20 protein-coding genes are annotated in these 21,718 nt (G+C 59.3%); 14 read left to right on the plus strand and 6 right to left on the minus strand.

The window, feature by feature from the left end; translation table 11 throughout:
• Window positions 1-9: 9 nt before the first annotated feature.
• Both CLU80_RS11005 and CLU80_RS11010 read right to left on the minus strand, forming a co-directional pair.
• Window positions 10-540 carry a DUF5943 domain-containing protein gene (locus CLU80_RS11005; protein WP_005792152.1) on the minus strand — a complete coding sequence of 177 codons (531 nt, stop codon included), beginning with the start codon at window positions 538-540 and terminating at the stop codon, window positions 10-12.
• 106 nt (window positions 541-646) lie between these two features.
• On the minus strand, window positions 647-1,624 hold the full coding sequence (locus CLU80_RS11010) for a dipeptidase (protein WP_093429898.1): 978 nt from the start codon (window positions 1,622-1,624) through the stop codon (window positions 647-649).
• Window positions 1,625-1,858: 234 nt separating this feature from the next.
• Between CLU80_RS11010 and CLU80_RS11015 the strand changes: the two genes are divergently transcribed.
• The 3 genes from CLU80_RS11015 (at window position 1,859) to CLU80_RS11025 (ending at window position 3,132) form a co-directional block, all read left to right on the plus strand.
• Window positions 1,859-2,260, plus strand: a complete 402-nt coding sequence (locus CLU80_RS11015) for a lysozyme inhibitor LprI family protein (RefSeq protein ID WP_077574880.1) — start codon at window positions 1,859-1,861, stop codon at window positions 2,258-2,260.
• Between the two features lie 102 nt (window positions 2,261-2,362).
• Window positions 2,363-2,686, plus strand: a complete 324-nt coding sequence (locus CLU80_RS11020) for a helix-turn-helix domain-containing protein (RefSeq protein WP_099757378.1) — start codon at window positions 2,363-2,365, stop codon at window positions 2,684-2,686.
• A gap of 29 nt (window positions 2,687-2,715) precedes the next feature.
• Complete coding sequence (locus CLU80_RS11025) at window positions 2,716-3,132, plus strand: DUF3010 family protein (RefSeq protein ID WP_099757379.1); 417 nt, start codon at window positions 2,716-2,718, stop codon at window positions 3,130-3,132.
• Between the two features lie 121 nt (window positions 3,133-3,253).
• Here CLU80_RS11025 and CLU80_RS11035 read toward each other — a convergent pair whose 3' ends face one another.
• On the minus strand, window positions 3,254-4,198 hold the full coding sequence (locus CLU80_RS11035) for a GlxA family transcriptional regulator (RefSeq protein ID WP_099757380.1): 945 nt from the start codon (window positions 4,196-4,198) through the stop codon (window positions 3,254-3,256).
• 207 nt (window positions 4,199-4,405) lie between these two features.
• Between CLU80_RS11035 and CLU80_RS11040 the strand changes: the two genes are divergently transcribed.
• The 6 genes from CLU80_RS11040 to CLU80_RS11065 all read left to right on the plus strand — a co-directional run bounded on the left by CLU80_RS11040 (window position 4,406) and on the right by CLU80_RS11065 (window position 10,116).
• Window positions 4,406-5,350 carry a choline ABC transporter substrate-binding protein gene (locus CLU80_RS11040; protein WP_093429894.1) on the plus strand — a complete coding sequence of 315 codons (945 nt, stop codon included), beginning with the start codon at window positions 4,406-4,408 and terminating at the stop codon, window positions 5,348-5,350.
• A 119-nt stretch (window positions 5,351-5,469) separates the two neighbouring features.
• Window positions 5,470-6,357, plus strand: a complete 888-nt coding sequence (gene cdhC / locus CLU80_RS11045; protein WP_099757381.1) for a 3-dehydrocarnitine:acetyl-CoA trimethylamine transferase CdhC — start codon at window positions 5,470-5,472, stop codon at window positions 6,355-6,357.
• Window positions 6,358-6,498: 141 nt separating this feature from the next.
• Window positions 6,499-7,464 carry an L-carnitine dehydrogenase gene (locus tag CLU80_RS11050; protein ID WP_099757382.1) on the plus strand — a complete coding sequence of 322 codons (966 nt, stop codon included), beginning with the start codon at window positions 6,499-6,501 and terminating at the stop codon, window positions 7,462-7,464.
• A 337-nt stretch (window positions 7,465-7,801) separates the two neighbouring features.
• Window positions 7,802-8,278, plus strand: a complete 477-nt coding sequence (locus tag CLU80_RS11055) for a thioesterase family protein (protein WP_099757383.1) — start codon at window positions 7,802-7,804, stop codon at window positions 8,276-8,278.
• Between the two features lie 23 nt (window positions 8,279-8,301).
• Window positions 8,302-9,465 carry a gamma-butyrobetaine dioxygenase gene (locus CLU80_RS11060; protein WP_099757384.1) on the plus strand — a complete coding sequence of 388 codons (1,164 nt, stop codon included), beginning with the start codon at window positions 8,302-8,304 and terminating at the stop codon, window positions 9,463-9,465.
• 387 nt (window positions 9,466-9,852) lie between these two features.
• Entirely contained in the window at window positions 9,853-10,116 is a 264-nt protein-coding gene (locus tag CLU80_RS11065) for a hypothetical protein (RefSeq protein WP_093429889.1), read from the plus strand.
• Between the two features lie 88 nt (window positions 10,117-10,204).
• Here CLU80_RS11065 and gbdR read toward each other — a convergent pair whose 3' ends face one another.
• Window positions 10,205-11,308, minus strand: a complete 1,104-nt coding sequence (gene gbdR / locus CLU80_RS11070; RefSeq protein ID WP_007949927.1) for a choline metabolism transcriptional regulator GbdR — start codon at window positions 11,306-11,308, stop codon at window positions 10,205-10,207.
• A gap of 542 nt (window positions 11,309-11,850) precedes the next feature.
• Window positions 11,851-13,227 carry an L-serine ammonia-lyase gene (locus tag CLU80_RS11075; protein WP_034153599.1) on the minus strand — a complete coding sequence of 459 codons (1,377 nt, stop codon included), beginning with the start codon at window positions 13,225-13,227 and terminating at the stop codon, window positions 11,851-11,853.
• Window positions 13,228-13,663: 436 nt separating this feature from the next.
• Between CLU80_RS11075 and CLU80_RS11080 the strand changes: the two genes are divergently transcribed.
• The 3 genes from CLU80_RS11080 (at window position 13,664) to choV (ending at window position 16,695) form a co-directional block, all read left to right on the plus strand.
• Window positions 13,664-14,608: a choline ABC transporter substrate-binding protein gene (locus CLU80_RS11080; protein ID WP_007918300.1), complete on the plus strand. Its 945-nt coding sequence runs from the start codon at window positions 13,664-13,666 to the stop codon at window positions 14,606-14,608.
• A 66-nt stretch (window positions 14,609-14,674) separates the two neighbouring features.
• On the plus strand, window positions 14,675-15,520 hold the full coding sequence (choW, locus tag CLU80_RS11085; RefSeq protein WP_093429887.1) for a choline ABC transporter permease subunit: 846 nt from the start codon (window positions 14,675-14,677) through the stop codon (window positions 15,518-15,520).
• On the plus strand, window positions 15,517-16,695 hold the full coding sequence (gene choV / locus CLU80_RS11090; protein WP_034153601.1) for a choline ABC transporter ATP-binding protein: 1,179 nt from the start codon (window positions 15,517-15,519) through the stop codon (window positions 16,693-16,695). Before choW ends, choV begins: the two co-directional genes overlap by 4 nt.
• A 297-nt stretch (window positions 16,696-16,992) precedes the next feature.
• On the opposite strand, the gene betT is transcribed toward choV, so the two are convergent.
• Window positions 16,993-18,990 carry a choline BCCT transporter BetT gene (gene betT / locus CLU80_RS11095; RefSeq protein ID WP_099757385.1) on the minus strand — a complete coding sequence of 666 codons (1,998 nt, stop codon included), beginning with the start codon at window positions 18,988-18,990 and terminating at the stop codon, window positions 16,993-16,995.
• A gap of 429 nt (window positions 18,991-19,419) precedes the next feature.
• On the opposite strand from betT, the gene betI reads away from it, so the two are divergent.
• Together betI and betB are read left to right on the plus strand one after the other, a co-directional pair.
• On the plus strand, window positions 19,420-20,013 hold the full coding sequence (gene betI, locus CLU80_RS11100; protein ID WP_008085771.1) for a transcriptional regulator BetI: 594 nt from the start codon (window positions 19,420-19,422) through the stop codon (window positions 20,011-20,013).
• 89 nt (window positions 20,014-20,102) lie between these two features.
• A complete protein-coding gene (gene betB, locus CLU80_RS11105; RefSeq protein ID WP_099757386.1) occupies window positions 20,103-21,575 on the plus strand; it encodes a betaine-aldehyde dehydrogenase in 1,473 nt (490 codons plus the stop codon).
• Window positions 21,576-21,718: the final 143 nt, after the last annotated feature.

The following is a 21,718-nucleotide window of genomic DNA, read 5'->3' on the forward strand; positions in this document are numbered from 1 at the left end:
TTCCTCGACTTACAACGGCTTGACGGTGAACAGGCCGTCGTCGTGGCCTTCTTCGGAGCCACCGTAGACTTGCTCGGCGACGGTGCGAATCTTGCTGCCGCGAGCCTCAAGAATCTGATCCATGGCCCCGGCAAACCAACCGGTGAACATGTAATCGACTTTGCGCCCGACCTTGCCGTACACGTAGACGAATGCCGAGTGTTCGAGCTTGACGCTGGCAGTGCCTTTGTCGAGGTCGATGTCTTGGATCTTGAACAGACCCCAGCCGCGTTGCGACAAGCGCTTCATGTAGTGCTCGAACACCGCGACGCCTTCCAGGCCGTGGCATTCAGCTTCTTTCTCGCACCAGTGCCAGGCGGATTTGTAGCCGGCCTTATAGAGGATTTCGGCGTAGGCGTCGGCGCCCAAAACTTCTTCGATGCCCATGTGGTTATTGACGAAGAAGTGACGCGGTACGTAGAGCATCGGCAGGGCGTCGGAGGTCCAGACACCGGTTTCGCTGTCGACTTCGATTGGCAATTGCGGGGCGATCTTGGCCATGGAAACTTAACTCCAGAAAAATAGTGGATTCAGTGGTGACCGCTGCCCTCACCCCAGCCCTCTCCCACAGGAGAGGGGGCAGATCGGCGGCGGTCTTGAGTCAGCGTTACTCGCCCCAGACGTCTTTCAGGACGTTGACCCAGTTTTCGCCCATGATCTTGCGCACGACGCGCTCGGAATGGCCGCGCTTGAGCAGGGTTTCGGTCAGGTTCGGGAACTCGCCGACGGTGCGGATGCCCAGCGGGTTGATGATCTTGCCGAAGCTGGTCAGACGGCGGGCGTAGCCCTTGTCGTGGGTCAGGTATTCGAAGAAGTCCTGGCCGTGACCCTGGGTGAAGTCGGTGCCGATGCCGATGGCGTCTTCGCCGACGATGTTCATGGTGTATTCGATCGCTTCGGCGTAGTCATCGATGGTCGAGTCGATGCCCTTGGCGAGGAACGGCGCGAACATGGTCACGCCGACAAAACCGCCGTGGTCGGCAATGAACTTCAGTTCTGCATCGGACTTGTTGCGCGGGTGCTCTTTGAGACCCGACGGCAGGCAGTGGGAATAGCAGACCGGTTTTTTCGATTCGAGGATGACTTCTTCGGAAGTCTTCGAGCCGACGTGGGACAGGTCGCACATGACGCCGACGCGGTTCATCTCGGCGACGATCTCGCGACCGAAACCCGACAGGCCGCCGTCACGCTCATAGCAACCGGTGCCGACCAGGTTCTGGGTGTTGTAGCACATCTGCACGATGCCGACGCCGAGCTGCTTGAACACTTCGACATAGCCGATCTGGTCTTCAAACGCGTGAGCATTCTGGAAGCCGAAGAGGATGCCGGTCTTGCCTTGCTCCTTGGCGCGACGGATGTCGGCGGTGGTGCGCACCGGCATCACCAGGTCGCCGTTTTCGCGGATCAGCTTCTGGCTGGCGGCAATATTGTTCACGGTCGCCTGAAAGCCTTCCCACACCGACACAGTGCAGTTGGCTGCCGTCAAACCGCCCTTGCGCATGTCTTCGAACAGCTCGCGGTTCCATTTGGCAATGATCAGACCGTCGATAACGATGCTGTCGGCGTGTAATTCGGCTGGGCTCATCAGGCGTCCCCTTATTGGCGATTCATGCGCCGAATCGTCTGCCGGCGCTTTGGGGCCAGCATATGCCTCGGTGCCGGGGCGACCGGGTGCAAAAACGACAGGGGAATTGCCGAAAGCGTCAATCCGCGACAAAGGGTCGCCAGACGCTCCGATCAGCTACCTGTTCAAGCCCGCCAGCTTGAGCCAGAATCTGGACCATCTTGGAAACACCACTGGATTAGAGCGGCGACAACAATGAAATCGATCTTCCTGGCTTTGGCTTTGCTTGCGACCGGCGTGCACGCCGCTGAAGAGTCCGACAACAACCCGTGCGACGCCGTCGAAAACGACGTCCAGACCCTGGAATGCTCGACCTATAGCCGCACCACCGCCGAAGACCTGCTCAAGGACAACTACGCCAGCCTCAACGAGCGCATGCAGACCGCGTATGGCAAGAACCCGACGCAATTGGCGGACATTACCGCCAAGATCAAGACGGCTCAGCAGCAGTGGTTGAAGACGCGGGACGCGGATTGTGCGGTGGAAGCGTTTCCGGCTACGGCGGGGAGTAAGGCGTTCACGATTGCGCAGAATGATTGCGTGGCGCGGATGAGTGATGAACGGTCGGAGTTTTTGGAGTCGATTGGGCAGGAGTGATCCTGACTTCTCGCAACATGCCGTCAAACTTGCGGATTGGTATTTGGGAGAAATATAAGAAAAGATTCTGAAATCTTATAAAAGACTTATATTTCTTCGTATATGAAGTTATCCACAGATATCCAAATCATCAACGATGCCGAGGGCAAGCCAGCCTTCGTCGTCATCCCTTACGCCCAGTACGTCGCGCAGAAAATGCAGCCCGATCTGATTCCCCATGAGGTCGTCAGTCGGATGGTCGATGGGGCAACACCGATCCGTGCCTGGCGCGAACACCTCAACCTGACTCAAGAAGAAGTCGCCAAACGCATGGGTATTTCGCAACCGGCGTTTGCCCAGCAGGAAACAGTCGCCAAGCCTCGCAAGGTTACGCGTGAGAAAATTGCGTCGGCGTTCGGCATCACCGCCAATCAGCTAGAGCTGTAAGCTGCCCTCTTCACTTCAAGGAATTCCCCATGAACATCTGCGGCATCGAAATCAAAGGCAGCGAAGCGATCATCGCCGTGGCCGCTCTCGACGGTTCGAACCTGAGCCACGTTCCCCTCGCCACCAAGAAGATTGCCCTCGAAGACGATGACGAGGCGGCGAACGTGAAGATGTTTGCGGCGCAGGTGGCGTCGTTTGTGCGGGAGAATTCGGTTGACCGGATTGCGATCAAGAAGCGCAGCAAGAAGGGTGAGTTTGCCGGCGGGCCGACCACTTTCAAGATTGAGGGGATTTTGCAGCTGCTGGATGGCTGTGAAGTGACGTTGTTGTCGCCGCAGACGATCAATGCGCAGGCGAAGAAGCATAATTTCGAACTGCCGGGGACGCTGAACAAGTATCAGCATGAGGCTTATAAGGCTGCGTGTTCGGCGTTGGTGAAGAAGTAACGCGATCAAACTGTAGGAGTGAGCCTGCTCGCGATGACGAAGTGTCAGTCGACATCAGTGTTGTCTGACTTACCGCTATCGCGAGCAGGCTCACTCCTACAGGGGTTTTGGGTACATCCATTCAGGCCTGGGCGGTACGGCGGTCCTCGCGGGGGCAGCGGGCGAATTTTGCGCGGTAGCTGCGGGTGAAGTACGACGGTGATTCGAAGCCGCAGGCGATGCTGACTTCAAGCACGCTCATGTCGGTCTGGCGCAGTAGCTGCCGGGCTTTTTCCAGGCGCAGACGCAGGTAGAAGTTGCTCGGTGTATCGTTCAGATGCAGCCGAAACAAACGCTCCAGTTGCCTCCGCGTCACCTTGATCGATTCCGCCAGTTGCAGCGTGGTCAGCGGCGGTTCGCTGTGCTGCTCCATCTCGCCGATCACCTGAACCAGCTTCTTGTTATTGATGCCATAACGCGTGGCGACTTCCATGCGCTGGTGATCTTTGCGCGGACGGATGCGCCCCAGCACAAACTGCTCGCTGACCTGAATCGCCAGTTGCGGCCCATGAGCCTGGGCGATCAGATCGAGCATTAAATCGATGGAAGCCGTGCCACCCGCCGAGGTGATGCGCCGGCGGTCGATCTCGAACAGTTCCTGGGTCACGCTGAGCGTTGGATAAGATTCCTTGAACGCGTCGATGGCTTCCCAGTGCAGGGTCAGGCGATGACCGTCGAGCAGACCTGCTTCAGCGAGGACAAAGCTGCCGGTGTCGATAGCACCGAGGGTCACGCCTTCGTTATCCAGCCGCCGCAACCAGTGTTCAAGGGTTGGCGTGGCGAACTTCAGCGGTTCAAACCCGGCCACCACCAACAACGTCGCACCTTTCTTCAGCGGCTCCAGCGCCGCATCGGCGTTGACCGACATGCCATTGCTCGCCAGCACCGCTCCGCCGTCGGCGCTGAGCACATGCCAGCGGTACAGCTCGCCACGAAAGCGGTTGGCCACGCGCAGCGGTTCGATCGCCGAAATAAAGCCGATGGCGGAGAACCCCGGCATCAGCAGAAAGTAGAAATCCTGGGACATGGGCGCACTCGATTCGCGGGTAACGAGAGGGAGGGGAGCGTGGCTCGTTGATACGCCGATTGTCGTCAGCGTTCAAGCGCACAGGTCGCTACAGTGCAAATGCCAGTCGCCGCAGTGCGCTTTCATGGGCGTATAGCTGCGTAACTTGGCATCACCGGCGCATCAGACGCCGGAAACCACAATAAACCACCTGCCGAGGAACCCGACATGAAACGACTGATCAGCAGCTGTGTTCTTGCACTCAGCGGTACCGCTTTCTTGAGCGCCAGCGTCATGGCGGCCGAACCTGCGTCATGCCAGAACGTACGCATGGGCGTGGTCAACTGGACCGACGTGATCGCCACCAGTGCCATGACCCAGGTCCTGCTCGACGGCCTCGGCTACAACACCAAACAAACCAGCGCGTCCCAGCAAATCATCTTCGCTGGGATCCGCGATCAGCGCCTGGACCTGTTCCTCGGTTACTGGAACCCGCTGATGACCCAGACCATCACCCCGTTCGTCGATGCCAATCAGGTCAAAGTTCTTGAAGCACCAAGCCTGAAAGACGCTCGCGCGACCCTCGCCGTACCGACCTATCTGGCCGACAAGGGCCTGAAAACCTTCGCCGACATCGCCAAGTTTGAAAAAGAACTGGGCGGCAAGATCTACGGCATCGAGCCAGGCTCGGGCGCCAACACGCAGATCAAGGCGATGATCGCCAAGAACCAGTTCGGCCTCGGCAAGTTCCAGTTGGTCGAGTCGAGCGAGGCCGGCATGCTCGCCGCCGTCGACCGTGCTGTGCGCCGCAAAGAGGCCGTGGTCTTCTTTGGCTGGGCGCCGCACCCGATGAACGTCAACGTCAAGATGACTTATCTGACCGGCAGCGACGACGCCCTCGGCCCTAACGAAGGTATGGCCACGGTTTGGACCGTCACCGCGCCGAAATACGCCGAGCAGTGCCCGAACGTTGGTCGCCTGCTAACCAATCTGACGTTCACCGCCGAGGACGAGAGCCGGATGATGCAGCCGCTGCTCGACCACAAGGACGCTTTCGAATCGGCCAAGCAATGGCTCAAGGATCACCCCGAAGACAAGCAGCGCTGGCTGGAAGGTGTGACGACGTTCGATGGCAAACCAGCGGCTGAAAACCTGCAACTGACCAGCAAATAACCCTATCATTTAAAAGCCCCTCACCCTAGCCCTCTCCCAAGGGGAGAGGGAACCGGACGAAGCTCGCAGCCCCGAAAAGGACTGCGGACAGACCCATCACGCCTGAAGGAAACCGCACCATGAATCACGACGTCATCATCACCTGCGCACTCACCGGTGCTGGCGACACGACCGCCAAGAGCCCGCACGTGCCGGTCACCCCGAAACAAATTGCTGCTGCTGCGGTGGAAGCGGCCAAGGCCGGCGCCACGGTTGTGCACTGCCATGTGCGCGATCCGCAGACCGGCAAGTTCAGCCGTGACGTGGCTCTGTACCGCGAAGTGATGGAGCGCATCCGCGAGGCCGACGTCGACATCATCGTCAACCTCACCGCCGGCATGGGCGGCGACCTGGAAATCGGCGCTGGCGAGAACCCGATGGAGTTTGGCCCGAATACCGATCTGGTCGGCCCGTTGACTCGTCTGGCTCACGTTGAAGCGCTGTTACCGGAAATCTGCACCCTCGATTGCGGCACGCTGAACTTCGGCGATGGCGACACCATTTACGTCTCCACACCGGCGCAACTGCGTGCCGGCGCCAAGCACATTACCGAGCTGGGCGTGAAGGCCGAGCTGGAGATTTTCGACACCGGTCACCTGTGGTTCGCCAAGCAGATGATCAAGGAAGGTCTGCTCGATAACCCGTTATTCCAGCTGTGCCTGGGCATCCCGTGGGGCGCGCCGGCGGATACCACCACGATGAAAGCCATGGTCGACAACCTGCCCGCCGATGCGGTGTGGGCCGGGTTTGGCATTGGCCGCATGCAGATGCCAATGGCTGCACAAGCGGTGCTGCTCGGCGGCAACGTGCGGGTCGGACTGGAAGACAACCTGTGGCTGGACAAAGGCGTGCTGGCGACCAACGGCCAACTGGTCGAACGCGCCACCGAGATCCTCAGCCGCCTCGGCGCCCGCGTGCTGACCCCTGCCGAAGGCCGCAAAAAAATGGGCCTGACCCAGCGCGGCTAACGAACTCACCTCTAAACCCTGTGGGAGCGAGCTTGCTCGCGAATGCGATGGCTCTGCTGATGAAGATACTGCGGATGTACCGCCCCCTTCGCGAGCAAGCTCGCTCCCACAGTTGATCGCCGAACTATTCAGGAAATCACCATGAGCTTTATCACCGAAATCAAAACCTTCGCCGCGCTGGGCGGCGGTGTCATCGGCAGCGGCTGGGTATCCCGCGCCCTCGCCCATGGCCTGGATGTGATCGCCTGGGACCCGGCGCCCGGCGCTGAAGCGGCGCTGCGTAAACGCGTGGCCAACGCCTGGGGCGCACTGGAGAAAAGCGGTCTGGCGCCGGGCGCTTCGCAGGATCGTCTGCGCTTTGTCGCGACCATCGAGGAGTGCGTACGCGATGCCGACTTCATTCAGGAAAGCGCCCCGGAACGCCTGGAACTGAAACTCGATCTGCACAGCAAAATCAGCGCCGCGGCCAAGCCCAATGCGTTGATCGGTTCGAGTACCTCGGGCCTGTTGCCGAGCGAGTTTTACGAGAGTTCGACGCACCCGGAGCGTTGCGTGGTCGGCCACCCGTTCAACCCGGTTTATCTGCTGCCGTTGGTCGAAGTCGTGGGTGGCAAGAACACCGCGCCCGAGGCCGTTCAGGCGGCGATGAAAGTCTACGAATCCCTCGGCATGCGTCCGCTGCACGTGCGCAAAGAAGTGCCCGGTTTCATCGCCGACCGCTTGCTTGAAGCGCTGTGGCGTGAGGCGCTGCACCTGGTCAACGATGGTGTCGCGACCACTGGCGAGATCGATGATGCGATCCGCTTTGGCGCCGGCCTGCGCTGGTCGTTCATGGGTACGTTCCTGACTTATACCTTGGCCGGGGGTGATGCGGGGATGCGCCACTTCATGTCGCAATTCGGCCCGGCGTTGCAGTTGCCGTGGACCTATCTGCCGGCGCCGGAACTGACTGACAAGTTGATTGATGATGTGGTTGATGGCACCAGTGATCAGCTTGGTCGTCACAGCATTTCGGCACTGGAGCGCTATCGTGATGATTGTTTGCTGGCGGTGCTTGAGGCGGTGAAGACCACAAAGGAAAAGCATGGGATGGCGTTCAGCGAGTAATGCGTTCGCGTCAGACCGCTGCCCTCACCCTAGCCCTCTCCCAGAGGTAGAGGGGACTGACCGCGTTGAGTGTGCAAGTTACGCCGACTTGCACCATCGAGCCGAATTCAAGACTTGAAAAGCTTGAAGATCAGCCCCCTTTCTCCTCTCCTCCATTGGGAAAGGGGACTGACCGCGGTGTTTTTCCCGAGCTACGCCGACTTGATCTATCGAGCCGAACTCAAGTTTTGAAAGGCCCCCGATCTACTCCCTTTCCCCCTCTCCCCTTGGGGGAGAGGGCTGGGGTGAGGGGGTAGCTTTTGATCTTGAAGACCACCTAACTGCCGGAACCCAAACCATGCCCCAGCTCACCACGTACCAAACCCGAATCATCCCCGACTGGGTCGACTACAACGGCCACCTGCGCGATGCCTTCTACCTGCTGATTTTCAGCTACGCCACCGACGCCCTGATGGATCGCCTCGGCATGGACAGCAACAACCGCGAAGCCAACGGCCACTCGCTGTTCACCCTTGAACTGCACCTCAACTATCTGCACGAAGTGAAGCTCGACAGCGAAGTCGAAGTGCGTACGCAAATCATCGGCCACGACAGCAAACGCCTGCACCTCTATCACAGCCTGTACAAGGTCGGTGAGGAACAGGATCTGGCCGGCAACGAACAGATGCTGTTGCACGTCGATCTCGCCGGCCCGCGTTCGGCACCGTTCAGCGCGGACACCCTGAGCCGCCTGCAAAGCATCGTCGCCGATCAGCAAGACTTGCCCGCTCCCGCTTACATCGGCCGCGTTATCGCACTGCCACCCGCCAGGTAATCCATCGATCACAAGGAGCCGCCATGCACACCGCTGCCGCTGTTGCCGATTTCCGTACTTATCCGTTGATCAGCGCGCTCGGTGGCGTGCAGACCCTGGCGGATCGCGTTGCCATCGCATGGGCTGACGGTCGTATCAGCCCGTTTCACCACGTCTGGTTGCGGGATAACTGCCCGTGCCCGCAGTGCGTCTACAACGTCACCCGCGAGCAGGTGTTCGAGATTGTCGATGCCGTTGAAGACCTCAGGCCTGCCGCCGCCGATATCGATACCGGCGGCTGCCTGCGCATCGACTGGCGGGACGGTCACCTCAGCCGTTTTGATCCCGGCTGGCTGCGCGCTCATGCCTATGACGATGAATCCCGCGCCGAACGCTTGGCCGGCAAACCTAAGTCTCATCTGTGGCGCAGCGATCTGCAGTTGCCAGTGTTCGAATACGCGGCATTGATGAACGACAACGCCGCCCTGCTGCAATGGCTGCTCGCCGTACGCGACATCGGCCTGACGCAAGTACGCGGCGTGCCCACCGAGTCCGGTTCACTGAAGCTCATCGCGCAACGCATTTCCTTCATTCGCGAGAGCAACTTCGGTGTACTGTTTAACGTGCAATCCAAAGCCGATGCTGACAGCAATGCGTACACCGCTTTCAACCTACCGTTGCACACCGATCTACCGACACGCGAGCTGCAACCGGGGCTGCAATTTCTGCATTGCCTGGTGAATGACGCCGAGGGTGGCGAAAGTATTTTTGTCGACGGTTTTGCGATTGCCGATGCGTTGCGCAGTGAAGACCCTGCATCGTTTCAGGCACTGTGTGAAATACCGGTGGAGTTTCGCAACAAGGATCGCCATAGCGACTATCGCTGCCTGGCGCCGATCATCGCTTTGGACGCCTTGGGACGCGTGGCGGAAATCCGCATGGCAAACTTTCTGCGCGGAGCGTTCGATACCTCGGTAGAGCAGATGCCACGGTTGTATCGGGCTTATCGGCGGTTTATTGCGATGACCCGTGAGCCACGGTTTCGGCTGATGCAGCGGCTTAATTCCGGTGAACTGTGGTGCTTCGATAATCGCCGTACGTTGCACGCGCGTAATGCCTTCGATCCGGCGACCGGGGCGCGGCATTTTCAGGGCTGCTACGTCGACCGGGATGAGTTGTTGTCGCGGATTCTGGTGTTGCAGCGGTAGACCGCGTCATCGTTCTTCGCGAGCAAGCTCGCTCCCACATTTAATCGCATTCCCCTGAATGAACGCGGTCACCTGTGGGAGCGAGCTTGCTCGCGAAAGCGTCAGTCCAGACAACGCGTCACTAACTGAATCACAGACAAAAAAAACCCCGATACCAGCCGTGACTGGATCGGGGCTCAAGCTACTGTTGAGGAGCTGCCAAGCGAGGGTGACCAAACCTTCGTGTTGCAAGCTGAGTTCAGTGTGCCCACTCCCTTGAGCGGCGAGTTAGCCGAAAACGACCTGTTCATAGCCGTCGCAGCCACTGCGACAAATCGCCCTTGCCGTGCTCCCGCATGGCTACCAGAATCGAGCCACGACCTCCGTTACCGAAGAAGGATGCGCGTCATGATGTATGCCGATTTGATCGATCAGGAAGATTTGCTGGGCCAGCTCAAGGCGTTGGGTTTCCAGGTGCCGAGCGGTTCAACGGCCGAGCAGGCTTGCGAATGCGCGGTGCGTGGCTTGGATAAGGCTCGGGCAAATGAACTGCGCAGGATGGTCAAGGAGATGTACACCAGCAGCGCGACGATTCTGCCGTGCGTACGTCAGGCGATCGACAAGCAGTTGTTGCCGGCATTGGCGGACTATCAGCAAAGCCATAGCGCCTGATAAATCCATTCGCGAGCAGGCTCGCTCCCACATTGGAATGCATTCCTACTGTGGGAGCGAGCCTGCTCGCGAAGAACGATGACTCGGTCTACAGCCTTACGCTGGCAAACGTCGACTCATTCCGAGCCTGACTCAACGCCGACATCGGCCCCGACAGCGGCGACATCACGATGGCCTGCGGCAGTGGCAACATCGCCACTTGTTGAGTGGTGTTGGAACCCACACGCTCGTCACGCGGCGGAATGCCGAAGTATTCGCGATAGCACTTGGAGAAGTGCGGCGTCGAGACGAAACCACACACGGACGCCACTTCGATGATCGACATCGGCGTTTGCTTGAGCAACTGCCGGGCGCGGATCAGGCGCAGCTTCAAGTAGTAACGCGACGGCGAGCAGTGCAGGTATTTCTGGAACAGGCGCTCCAACTGTCGACGCGACACGGCGACGTACACCGCCAGTTCATCGAGGTCGATAGGCTCTTCCAGATTGGCTTCCATCAGCGCGACGATTTCCTGCAGCTTCGGCTGGTTGGTGCCGAGCATGTGCTTGAGCGGCACGCGCTGGTGATCCTGTTCGTTGCGGATACGTTCGTAGACGAACATCTCCGAGATCGCGGCGGACAGTTCACGGCCGTGATCGCGACTGATCAGGTGCAGCATCATGTCCAGCGGCGCGGTACCGCCGGAGCTGGTGAAACGGTTACGGTCGAGGGTGAACAAACGGGTGCTCATGGCCACGCGCGGGAAAGCTTCCTGCATCGCCGCCAGACATTCCCAGTGCACGCTGCAATCGAAACCATCGAGCAACCCGGCGCAGGCCAAAGCCCAACTGCCGGTGCACACCGCGCCGAGGCGCTTGGACTGACGCGCCTGGCTTTGCAGCCAGGAAACGTGTTCACGGGTAACGGTGCGTTGAATGCCGATGCCGCCGCAGACAATCACAGTGTCCAGTGGCGGGGCTTTGTGCATGGAGGCGTCTGGCGTGATTTGCAGACCGTCACTGGCCCACACCTGGCCGCCATCGACGGTGAGGGTACTCCAGCGATACAGCTCGCGACCGGACAATTGGTTGGCCATGCGTAGAGGTTCTACTGCAGAGGCCAGGGAAATCAGCGTGAAATTGTCCAGCAGCAGAAAGCCGATGGATTGAGGCGCACGGTTCTGGGGTTGGGCCCCGGAGTTGAACGACGTCATCGCGGTATCTCCTCACACAAAGCGGGTGATGGCCTCAGGCGGAGGCTCTTGTTATTGCCAGCGTTCTCGCGTGGGAGACGGGCTTTGTTATGACAGAGCAATTGCCATGCCTAAAATTGAATGGCTGTTCAATAACTCCTGAAAACGACGTCGCGACGTGTCTATACGAGCCGTCCGACGAAAGGTGTTTCGAAGTGCCATCAGCGTTGCTGAGCGCCCTGCCCCCAAGGGTGTGAGCAAATCGGTAGCACTTGTGGGAACTGGCCTGCGCGCAGTTTGTGGGGAGTGTCACCGCAAGCACGGGTGACGGACGGTAGGGGGTGCTGAATGCATGTAACAGCTGGGAAAGACTCTTATCTGTTTGCGACGCGCTAAAAGGTGGCGTGATTTATTGTCTGTGTTCACTTGATGAGCAATTTTGACTGGTCTGGCCCCTTCGCGAGCAGGCTCGCTCCCACATTGGACCCTGGCGTTCACACATTTTGTGTTCACTGGAGATCTACTGTGGGAGCGAGCCTGCTCGCGATGGAGGCGACTCGGTCTCAGCACTCAACCGCACTGACCGCCAATCCACCACGCGATGTCTCTTTATATTTGTCATGCATATCAGCGCCGGTATCACGCATGGTGCGGATCACCCGATCCAGCGAGATAAAGTGCTGACCATCGCCACGCAATGCCATCTGCGCCGCGTTGATCGCCTTAACTGCGGCAATCGCATTACGCTCGATGCACGGCACTTGCACCAGGCCACCGACCGGATCGCAGGTCAGCCCAAGGTTATGTTCCAGGCCAATCTCCGCCGCGTTGCACAACTGCTCCGGCGTGGCACCAAGAATCTCCGCCAGCCCCGCCGCCGCCATCGCACACGCCGAACCGACTTCGCCCTGGCAACCCACTTCGGCGCCCGAGATCGAAGCATTCTTCTTGCACAGAATCCCCACCGCCGCTGCACCGAGGAAGTAATCGACCACGTTGGCGTCAGTCACCGCTTCACTGAACTTCATAAAGTAGTGCAACACCGCCGGAATGATCCCCGCCGCGCCATTGGTCGGCGCCGTGACCATGCGCCCGCCCGCCGCGTTTTCTTCATTAACCGCCAGAGCGAACAGGTTGACCCACTCCATCGCGCTCAGCGTCGAGCCGATCACATTGGGCTTACCCAGTTCCTGCAGGCTGCGATGCAACTTCGCCGCGCGCCGACGCACATTCAGTCCGCCGGGCAGAATGCCTTCGTGTTTCAGGCCCTGCTCGACGCAATCCTGCATCGCCCGCCACAGTTTCATCAGCCCGGCGCGGATCTCTTCTTCACTGCGCCAGACCTTTTCGTTGGCCATCATCAATTCGGCAACGCGCAGGTTGTTTTTCTTGCACAACTCCAACAGCTCAACCGCGCTGGAAAAGTCGTAGGGCAACTCAGTGCGATCCAGATCGACCACGCCGCTGGACGCCTGCGCTTGATCCACGACAAAACCGCCGCCCACCGAATAGTAGGTGTCGCGATGCAGTTCGCCGTGATCACCCTCGGCAACGATAGTCATGGCATTGGGGTGGAATGGCAGGTTCTCGTCGATCAGGCGCATGTCCCGTGCCCAGACAAACGGCACCGACAAGCGACCATCCAATAGCAGGGTGTGCGTTTCGCGCAGCGCCTGGATACGTGGGCCGATCTGCGACGGGTCGATTGCGTCCGGCCACTCGCCCATCAAACCCATGATCACCGCGTTGTCGCTGCCGTGGCCAATGCCCGTGGCCGACAGCGATCCGAACAATTGCACTTCTATACGACGCACCTGTTCCAACTGGTGCTTGTCCCGTAGCGACTCGACGAACAACGCCGCGGCGCGCATGGGCCCGACGGTGTGGGAACTGGAAGGGCCGATGCCGATTTTGAACAGGTCGAAAACGCTGATAGCCATTGCTGCAGAGCTCCTGAGGATGCCGGTCCGGGGCGTGAAGCGCCCGCTGACGGAGCTGCTACGCTCAAGCTGCGATCCGCCGGAATGCCCGCATCATCAGGCTTTTGTCGGAGCGCACGGCGTCTGACACCGACGCACTCATGTCCACCAGCGCCGCGCCGTTTTCGCCCCGGTTTTTCGCCGTTTTTATGCGGTTCAGATGGCCATTCGGGGCTGAAAAAAGCTGTAAGCGACGTCACTGACACTGGATGCGACCATCCCTGTACTGGATACGACCCCCCCTGTAGGCGTCAGATTTTCACTGGTACATGATCGTTATGACTCGATTGCAAGGCGCCGTGGTAGAGCTGTCTCCAGAACGCCATCCAACCGCAACCTATAAGTGCGGTGGTCCACAGTCGGAACACTGCCAAAAAAAACACCAAGGAGTCCATCCATGAAAGGTTCCCCGTCGTTGTTGTTGGCCGCCATGCTGAGTCTGCCGTTACTGGCGCAAGCTGCAGAACCGGCACAGTGCAGTACCGTTAACTTCTCCGATGTCGGCTGGACCGACATCACCGCTACCACCGCTACCACCTCCGTTGTCCTCAACGCCCTCGGCTACAAGACCAAGACCACCATGATCTCCGTGCCCGTGACCTACAAGTCGCTGGCCGACGGCAAGAACATGGACGTGTTCCTCGGCAACTGGATGCCGACCATGGAAAACGACATCAAGGCTTACCGCGACGCCGGCACCGTGGAAACCGTGCGCACCAACCTCAAGGGCGCCAAGTACACCCTCGCCGTGCCGCAAGCCCTGTATGACAAAGGTCTGCATGACTTCGCCGACATCGCCAAATTCAAGAAAGAACTCGACGGCAAGATCTACGGCATCGAGCCTGGCAATGACGGCAACCGTCTGATCCAGAGCATGATCGACAAGGACGCTTTCGGCCTGAAAACCGCCGGTTTCAAAGTCGTCGAATCGTCGGAAGCGGGTATGCTCTCGCAGGTGGATCGCGCGCAAAAACGCGACACCGCCGTGGTCTTCCTCGGCTGGGCGCCACACCCGATGAACAAGCGCTTCAAGATTCAATACCTGACCGGTGGCGATGATTTCTTCGGCCCCGATTTCGGTGCTGCGACCGTAGCGACCAACACCCGCAAGGGTTACGCCGAGGAATGCAGCAACGTCGGTCAGTTGCTGAAGAACCTGGAGTTCACCGTCGACATGGAAAGCGAACTGATGGGCAACATCCTCGACGACAAGATGAAGCCTGACGCGGCCGCGAAGGCCTGGCTGAAAAAGAATCCACAAGTGCTCGATACCTGGCTCGCTGGCGTGACCACCATTGACGGTAAACCTGGCCTGGAGGCCGTGAAAGCCAAGCTTCAGTAATCGCTTATGCCGGGTGGGTTCGCCCGCCCGGGCTGTTTATTTCCTTGCATGCGGACGTTCACTACCATGCTGATTGATCAGAAAATACCTTTAGGCCAGTACATCGCGGGCTTCGTTGAATGGTTGACGCAACACGGCGCCAACACCTTCGACGCAATCGCCGTGACACTGGAAACGATGATCCACGGCGTGACGTTTGCGCTGACCTGGTTCAACCCACTGGTCTTGATTGGCCTGATCGCACTACTCGCTCACTTCATTCAGCGTAAATGGGGCCTGACTGCGTTCGTCATTGCCTCCTTCCTGCTGATCCTCAATCTGGGGTACTGGCAGGAGACCATGGAAACCCTCGCCCAGGTCATGTTCGCAACCCTGGTCTGCGTGGTCATCGGCGTGCCGTTGGGCATCGTCGCCGCGCACAAACCGATGTTCTACACGGTCATGCGTCCGGTACTCGATCTGATGCAGACCGTACCGACCTTCGTTTACCTCATTCCTACCCTGACCCTCTTCGGGCTGGGTGTGGTGCCAGGCCTGATCTCCACAGTGGTGTTCGCCATCGCTGCGCCGATCCGCCTGACCTACCTGGGCATCCGCGATGTCCCGCAAGAACTGATGGACGCCGGCAAGGCCTTCGGCTGCTCGCGTCGCCAATTGCTCTCACGGATCGAACTGCCTCACGCCATGCCGAGCATCGCGGCCGGCATCACCCAGTGCATCATGCTGTCGTTGTCGATGGTGGTGATCGCTGCACTGGTAGGCGCCGATGGACTCGGCAAACCGGTGGTCAACGCACTGAACACTGCTGATATCGCCTTGGGCTTCGAAGCGGGCTTGGCGATCGTACTGCTGGCGATCATGCTCGACCGTATCTGCAAACAACCCGACGCTAAAGCAGGGGGTGACGCATGAGCATAATTCGCTTCGAAGACGTCGACGTAATCTTCTCCAAGGATCCGCGCGAGGCACTCAAACTGCTCGATCAGGGCATGACCCGCAACGAGATCCTGAAAAAGACCGGACAGATTGTCGGCGTGGAAAAAGCCACGCTGGACATCAACAAAGGCGAGATCTGCGTGCTGATGGGCTTGTCCGGTTCGGGCAAGTCGAGCCTGCTGCGCTGCATCAACGGCCTCAACACCGTGAGCCGCGGCAAGCTGTTCGTCGAGCATGAAAACCGCCAGATCGACATCGCTTCCTGCACCCCGGCCGAGCTGAAAATGATGCGCACCAAACGCATCGCCATGGTCTTTCAGAAGTTCGCCCTGATGCCTTGGCTAACGGTGCGCGAGAACATCAGTTTCGGTCTGGAAATGCAGGGTCGCCCGGAGAAGGAACGCAAGAAGCTCGTCGATGAAAAACTCGAACTGGTCGGCCTGACCCAGTGGCGCAACAAGAAGCCCGACGAACTCTCCGGCGGCATGCAGCAGCGTGTTGGTCTGGCACGAGCGCTGGCGATGGACGCCGACATTCTATTGATGGACGAACCGTTCTCGGCCCTCGACCCGCTGATCCGTCAGGGCCTGCAGGATGAACTGCTGGAACTGCAACGCAAGCTGAGCAAGACCATTGTCTTCGTGAGCCACGACCTCGACGAGGCGCTCAAATTGGGTAGCCGCATCGCGATCATGAAAGACGGCCGGATCATCCAGTACAGCGTGCCGGAAGAGATCGTGCTGAACCCGGCGGACGACTATGTGCGCACTTTCGTTGCGCACACCAATCCGCTCAACGTGCTCTGCGGCCGCAGCCTGATGCGCACCCTGGACAAGTGCAAACGCATCAATGGTTCGGTGTGCCTCGATCCGGGCGGCGATTCGTGGCTGGACCTGGCCGAGGGCAACACCATCAAGGGTGCGCGGCAGAATGGTTCGGTGCTGAACCTGCAGAACTGGGCACCGGGGCAAGCGGTAGAGGGGCTGGAGCGCAAGCCGACGCTGGTGGACTCTAATATCGGTATGCGCGATGCGTTGCAGATTCGTTATCAGACCGGCAACAAGCTGGTGCTGCACGATGACAATCATGTGGTGGGGATCTTGGGCGACAGTGAGTTGTATCACGCGTTGCTGGGCAAGAATCTCGGTTAAGGCGGGATAAAAAAAGGGATCGCGGTGAGCGATCCCTTTTTTATTGGGTCAGGAAAAAAGCCCCTCATCGGAACGCCGCCCGCCTAGCCCTCTCCCAGAGGGAGAGGGGACTGACCGAGTTGTATTTTCGAACTACGCCGACCTGAATGACCGAGTGGAACTCAGATTTGGAGAAGCTCGCAACCTGCTGCAGCCAATCCATAATCGACTCGATCTTTCAAGTCGGCGTATAGCGCAAGACACTTCGGTCAGCTCCCTCTCCCTCCGGGAGAGGGTTGGGGTGAGGGGGCTTTTGACTTAGCTATACACCCGGCCAAGGAGCTGCCGATGGCTTTCAAACTGATCGAGCACATCGCGTGTGATCTGATCCTGCGTGAAGCCCATCAGGTCGTAATCCTGGCTGCCGTTGTGCAGGTACACCTCGGCGCGGTAGTAACGCTGGCGCGCTTCATCGGACTGCGCCGATTCGGTCGGGGTCGCCAGATAGCCGTCCAGGCTCACTTCGTAAACGAAAGGGTTGCCCTCTTCCATCTCGACGCGCACACCCATGCAGCGCTTGGATTTACCCAGCAGCGTCTGCACTTCCAGACCCTGCGCACGCATCTGCGCAGCAGCATCTTCCAGCGCCGGGCTGACCTGCTTGTCCATGAAGCGTTGCACCACCGATTGGCTCGGTTGCAGATCCAGTTGCGTCAGACGCTCGCTGAAACCACGACGACCGCGCTCCGCCAGCTGCGCCTGCTCCTGTTCGATCTGCACGTCCTGACGCATGGCCTTGTGCAAGCCGAACATGAAGAACACCAGCACCACCGAGAACGGCAGACCGGCCAGCACCACCATGGTTTGCATGGCTTCGAAGTTACCGGCAAACAGCAGACCGATGGTCACCAGGGTGATCACCACCGACCAGAAGATCCGCAGCCAGTGCGGCGCATCTTCATCGACGTTGCCGCCCTTGCAGGACAGATTCGCCATCATCACCGCGCCGGAGTCGGCCGGGGTCAGGAACAGCACGAAGCCAACAAAGATCGACACACCGATAACGACTTTCGACGCCGGATAGTGCTCAAGCAACTGATAAATCGCCATCGACGGCTGTTCCAGCGCCGTCTTGCCGAGCTCCACTGCGCCATGGTTCATCACCAGGTCCAGTGCCGAGTTACCGAAGATCGACAGCCAGGCCAAGGTGAAGCCCAGTGGAATCAGCAGCACGCCAGCGACCAGTTCACGCACGGTACGACCACGGGAAATACGCGCGATGAACATGCCGACGAACGGGGCCCAGGAAATCCACCACGCCCAATAGAACAGAGTCCACAGGCCCATCCAGCGCTCGGACTTGGCGTTGTCGCCTTCGTACACATAAAGGTCGAAGGTTTTCAGCACGATGCCATTGAGGTAGTCGCCGATGTTCTGCACGAAGCCGTTGAGCAGGTGCAAAGTCGGGCCAAACAACAGCACGAAAATCAGCAGACCGCTGAACAGCACGATGTTCAGGTTGGACAGACGACGGATGCCGTTTTCCACGCCGGACACGGCAGCGATGGTCGCCACGGTGCTCATCACGATGATCACGATCAGCAGGTTGGTGTTGCTGTGTTCCATGCCGAACAGGTTTTCCAGGCCCGAGGACACTTGCAGCGAACCAATCCCCAGGTTGGTCACCAGACCCAGCAGGGTCACGAACATGCCGAAGCCGTCCACCGCGTGACCGGCCGCGCCCTTGACCCAACGCTCGCCGACCAGCGGATACAGCGCCGAACGCAGGGCCAGCGGCTGGTTATGCCGGTAAGCAAAGTACGCCACGGCCAGACCGACCAGTGCGTAGATCGCCCAGCCGTGCAGACCCCAATGCAGGAACGTCAGCTGTACTGCCTGACGCGCGGCCAAGTTGCTGGCCGAAGCGCCTTCCGGCGGATTGAAATAGTGATCCAGTGGCTCGGATGCGCCGAAGTACAACAGCGAAATACCGATACCCGACGAGAACAGCATCCCCGCCCAGGCGCCGTAACTGAAATCCGGGGTGTCGTCCTTGCTGCCCAGTTTGAGTTTGCCGTACGAAGAAAACGCCAGGCCCACCACAAACACCAGGTAGGCGGCGATGACCACCATGTAGTACCAGCCGAAGCTGCGCGACAACCAGGCCTGAGCGATACCCAACAGTCTGCCGGCCTCTTGCGGGGCGATAATCAGAATGGCGGTCAACAACAGAATCAGCGCGGTAGAGGTGTAAAACACCCAACCGTTGACCGTCACCTTCTCGGGCGGGGTCTTTATAAGCGAGGCAGAACTCATGGCACAAATGCTCCAGGCAGTGCGAGAGAAGAACACAAGGCAACACGGAACCCGACCAATCGGTTAGTTGGCAGCCGACCGGCGGGTGATATAAAGACACCCCGAAAAAAGCCCGAACCTGCCGAAATGGCGCTGCGAATCGCTTTCGTGGCCGAAGGTGGACGGACGGTCATCCGAAACCTGGCCCTGAGCGTCTTGCCCTTTCAACACGTCCATCGAATCGCGAACCGCGCCATGCCCCACGCAGGTTTCGAGCTTTTTCGGATGTCGGTTTTATCGCCACTTACACGTAGGAAAAAGCTGTAGGCAGCGACGATTTGTCGCAGATCTTATTCTTTGTTGATTGAACGTTCAATCAAAACAAAATAGACTGGCCCTCAATCCGATCGGCGTGATTCGCCGCTCGGAAGGCCTAAGGAGATGTGCAAGATGCCCAAGGTCGGTATGCAACCCATCCGCCGCCAACAACTGATCGAAGCCACATTGCAGGCGGTCGATCAGGTCGGAATGGGGGACGCCAGCATTGCGCTGATCGCCCGTTTGGCCGGTGTCTCGAATGGCATCATCAGTCATTACTTTCAGGACAAGAACGGCCTGATCGCCGCCACGATGCGGTATCTGATGACCGCCCTCAGCGAGAGCGTCACCGCGCGCCGTCAGGCGCTGGCAGATGACAGCCCACGGGCACATCTGCAGGTGATCATCGAAGGCAACTTCGACGCCAGCCAGGTCAATGGCCCGGCAATGAAAACCTGGCTGGCCTTTTGGGCCACCAGCATGCACCAGCCGTCTTTGCACAGGTTGCAGCGGATCAACGATCACCGTCTGTATTCCAACCTGTGCTGCCAGTTCCGCCGTGTGCTGCCGCTCGAAGATGCGCGCAGCGCAGCGCGGGGGCTGGCAGCGTTGATTGACGGCTTGTGGTTGCGCGGCGCGCTGTCGGGAGACGCTTTCGACACGGCGCAGGCGCAACAGATCGCTTACGAATACATGGATTTCCAATTGGCCAAGAAGGTGAGCTAGAGCACACAGAAAACGCTCGGCCCCTGAACCGCCACCGCAGCCTCACCGCGGTGGTCAACGCCAACCACCAATGCACTTGCGAGGACACTATGGCCCGTTTCGAACTGCAAAAACTTTACATCGATGGCGCGTACTCCGACGCCGGCAGCGATGCCACCTTCGAAGCCATCAACCCGGCTAACGGTGAAGTCCTCGCACAGGTGCAACGTGCGACCAAGGAAGACGTCGAGCGTGCTGTGGTCAGCGCTGAAAAGGGCCAGAAAATCTGGGCCGCGATGACCGCCATGGAGCGTTCGCGCATCCTGCGTCGCGCCGTCGACATCCTGCGCGAGCGCAACGATGAACTGGCCGCGCTGGAAACCCTGGACACCGGTAAAGCCTTCTCCGAAACCAAGTACGTCGACATCGTTACCGGCGCTGACGTGCTGGAATACTACGCAGGCCTGGTGCCCGCCATCGAAGGCGAGCAGATCCCGCTGCGTGACACTTCTTTCGTCTACACCCGTCGCGAGCCGCTGGGCGTTGTCGCCGGTATCGGCGCGTGGAACTACCCGATCCAGATCGCGCTGTGGAAATCCGCGCCGGCCCTGGCTGCCGGTAACGCGATGATCTTCAAACCAAGCGAAGTCACCTCGCTGACCACCCTGAAACTGGCCGAGATCTACACCGAAGCCGGCGTTCCAAACGGTGTGTTCAACGTCCTGACCGGCAGCGGCCGTGAAGTCGGCACCTGGCTGACCGAGCACCCGCGCATCGAAAAAATCTCCTTCACCGGCGGCACCGACACCGGCAAGAAGGTTATGGCCAGCGCTTCGGCTTCGTCGCTGAAAGACGTGACCATGGAACTGGGCGGCAAGTCTCCGCTGATCATCTGCGACGACGCCGATCTCGATCGTGCTGCCGACACCGCGATGATGGCCAACTTCTACAGCTCCGGCCAGGTCTGCACCAACGGCACTCGCGTGTTCGTTCCGGCGCACCTGAAAGCCGCTTTCGAAGCCAAGATCGTTGAGCGCGTTGCACGCATCCGCGTCGGCAACCCGGAAGACGAAAACACCAACTTCGGCCCGCTGGTCAGCTTCGCGCACATGGAAAGCGTGCTCGGCTACATCGCCAAGGGTAAAGAACAAGGCGCCCGCGTCCTGTGCGGCGGCGACCGTCTGACCGACGGCGAATTCGCCAAAGGCGCATTCGTGGCACCTACCGTGTTCACCGATTGCACCGACGACATGACCATCGTTCGCGAAGAAATCTTTGGCCCAGTGATGGCGATCCTCTCCTACGAGACCGAAGAAGAAGTGATCCGCCGCGCCAACGACACCGACTTCGGTTTGGCCGCCGGTATCGTCACCAAAGACCTGAACCGCGCACACCGCGTGATTCATCAACTGGAAGCCGGTATCTGCTGGATCAACGCCTGGGGCGAGTCCGACGCAAAAATGCCGGTCGGCGGTTACAAGCAGTCGGGTGTTGGCCGTGAGAACGGCATCAGCTCGCTGAACAACTTCACCCGCATCAAATCGGTACAGGTCGAGCTGGGCGATTACGTCTCGGTGTTCTAAGACCCGAGTCTTGTATTGCTCGTGAGGCCGTCTTCGCGAGCAGACTCGCTCCCACATTGGAACAGTGTCTCCTATGGGAGTGAGCCCGCTCGCGATTCGAGTGCAAAGCACTCGTCAGGCCCGACCTGACCACATCTAAAGAG

It is taken from the genome of Pseudomonas sp. 29 (assembly GCF_002754355.1).
GTDB classification, from domain to species: Bacteria; Pseudomonadota; Gammaproteobacteria; order Pseudomonadales; family Pseudomonadaceae; genus Aquipseudomonas; species Aquipseudomonas neuropathica.

Bases quoted from the DNA above. Each gene is read 5' to 3' on its own strand.
- CLU80_RS11005 (WP_005792152.1), bottom strand. From the start codon at position 540: ATGGCCAAGATCGCCCCGCAATTGCCAATCGAAGTCGACAGCGAAACC.
- betT (WP_099757385.1), bottom strand. From the start codon at position 18,990: ATGAGTTCTGCCTCGCTTATAAAGACCCCGCCCGAGAAGGTGACGGTC.
- CLU80_RS11015 (WP_077574880.1), top strand. From the start codon at position 1,859: ATGAAATCGATCTTCCTGGCTTTGGCTTTGCTTGCGACCGGCGTGCAC.
- CLU80_RS11035 (WP_099757380.1), bottom strand. From the start codon at position 4,198: ATGTCCCAGGATTTCTACTTTCTGCTGATGCCGGGGTTCTCCGCCATC.
- gbdR (WP_007949927.1), bottom strand. From the start codon at position 11,308: ATGACGTCGTTCAACTCCGGGGCCCAACCCCAGAACCGTGCGCCTCAA.
- CLU80_RS11080 (WP_007918300.1), top strand. From the start codon at position 13,664: ATGAAAGGTTCCCCGTCGTTGTTGTTGGCCGCCATGCTGAGTCTGCCG.
- cdhC (WP_099757381.1), top strand. From the start codon at position 5,470: ATGAATCACGACGTCATCATCACCTGCGCACTCACCGGTGCTGGCGAC.
- CLU80_RS11025 (WP_099757379.1), top strand. From the start codon at position 2,716: ATGAACATCTGCGGCATCGAAATCAAAGGCAGCGAAGCGATCATCGCC.
- CLU80_RS11060 (WP_099757384.1), top strand. From the start codon at position 8,302: ATGCACACCGCTGCCGCTGTTGCCGATTTCCGTACTTATCCGTTGATC.
- CLU80_RS11010 (WP_093429898.1), bottom strand. From the start codon at position 1,624: ATGAGCCCAGCCGAATTACACGCCGACAGCATCGTTATCGACGGTCTG.
- choV (WP_034153601.1), top strand. From the start codon at position 15,517: ATGAGCATAATTCGCTTCGAAGACGTCGACGTAATCTTCTCCAAGGAT.
- CLU80_RS11075 (WP_034153599.1), bottom strand. From the start codon at position 13,227: ATGGCTATCAGCGTTTTCGACCTGTTCAAAATCGGCATCGGCCCTTCC.
- CLU80_RS11020 (WP_099757378.1), top strand. From the start codon at position 2,363: ATGAAGTTATCCACAGATATCCAAATCATCAACGATGCCGAGGGCAAG.
- CLU80_RS11055 (WP_099757383.1), top strand. From the start codon at position 7,802: ATGCCCCAGCTCACCACGTACCAAACCCGAATCATCCCCGACTGGGTC.
- betB (WP_099757386.1), top strand. From the start codon at position 20,103: ATGGCCCGTTTCGAACTGCAAAAACTTTACATCGATGGCGCGTACTCC.
- CLU80_RS11050 (WP_099757382.1), top strand. From the start codon at position 6,499: ATGAGCTTTATCACCGAAATCAAAACCTTCGCCGCGCTGGGCGGCGGT.
- choW (WP_093429887.1), top strand. From the start codon at position 14,675: ATGCTGATTGATCAGAAAATACCTTTAGGCCAGTACATCGCGGGCTTC.
- betI (WP_008085771.1), top strand. From the start codon at position 19,420: ATGCCCAAGGTCGGTATGCAACCCATCCGCCGCCAACAACTGATCGAA.
- CLU80_RS11065 (WP_093429889.1), top strand. From the start codon at position 9,853: ATGATGTATGCCGATTTGATCGATCAGGAAGATTTGCTGGGCCAGCTC.
- CLU80_RS11040 (WP_093429894.1), top strand. From the start codon at position 4,406: ATGAAACGACTGATCAGCAGCTGTGTTCTTGCACTCAGCGGTACCGCT.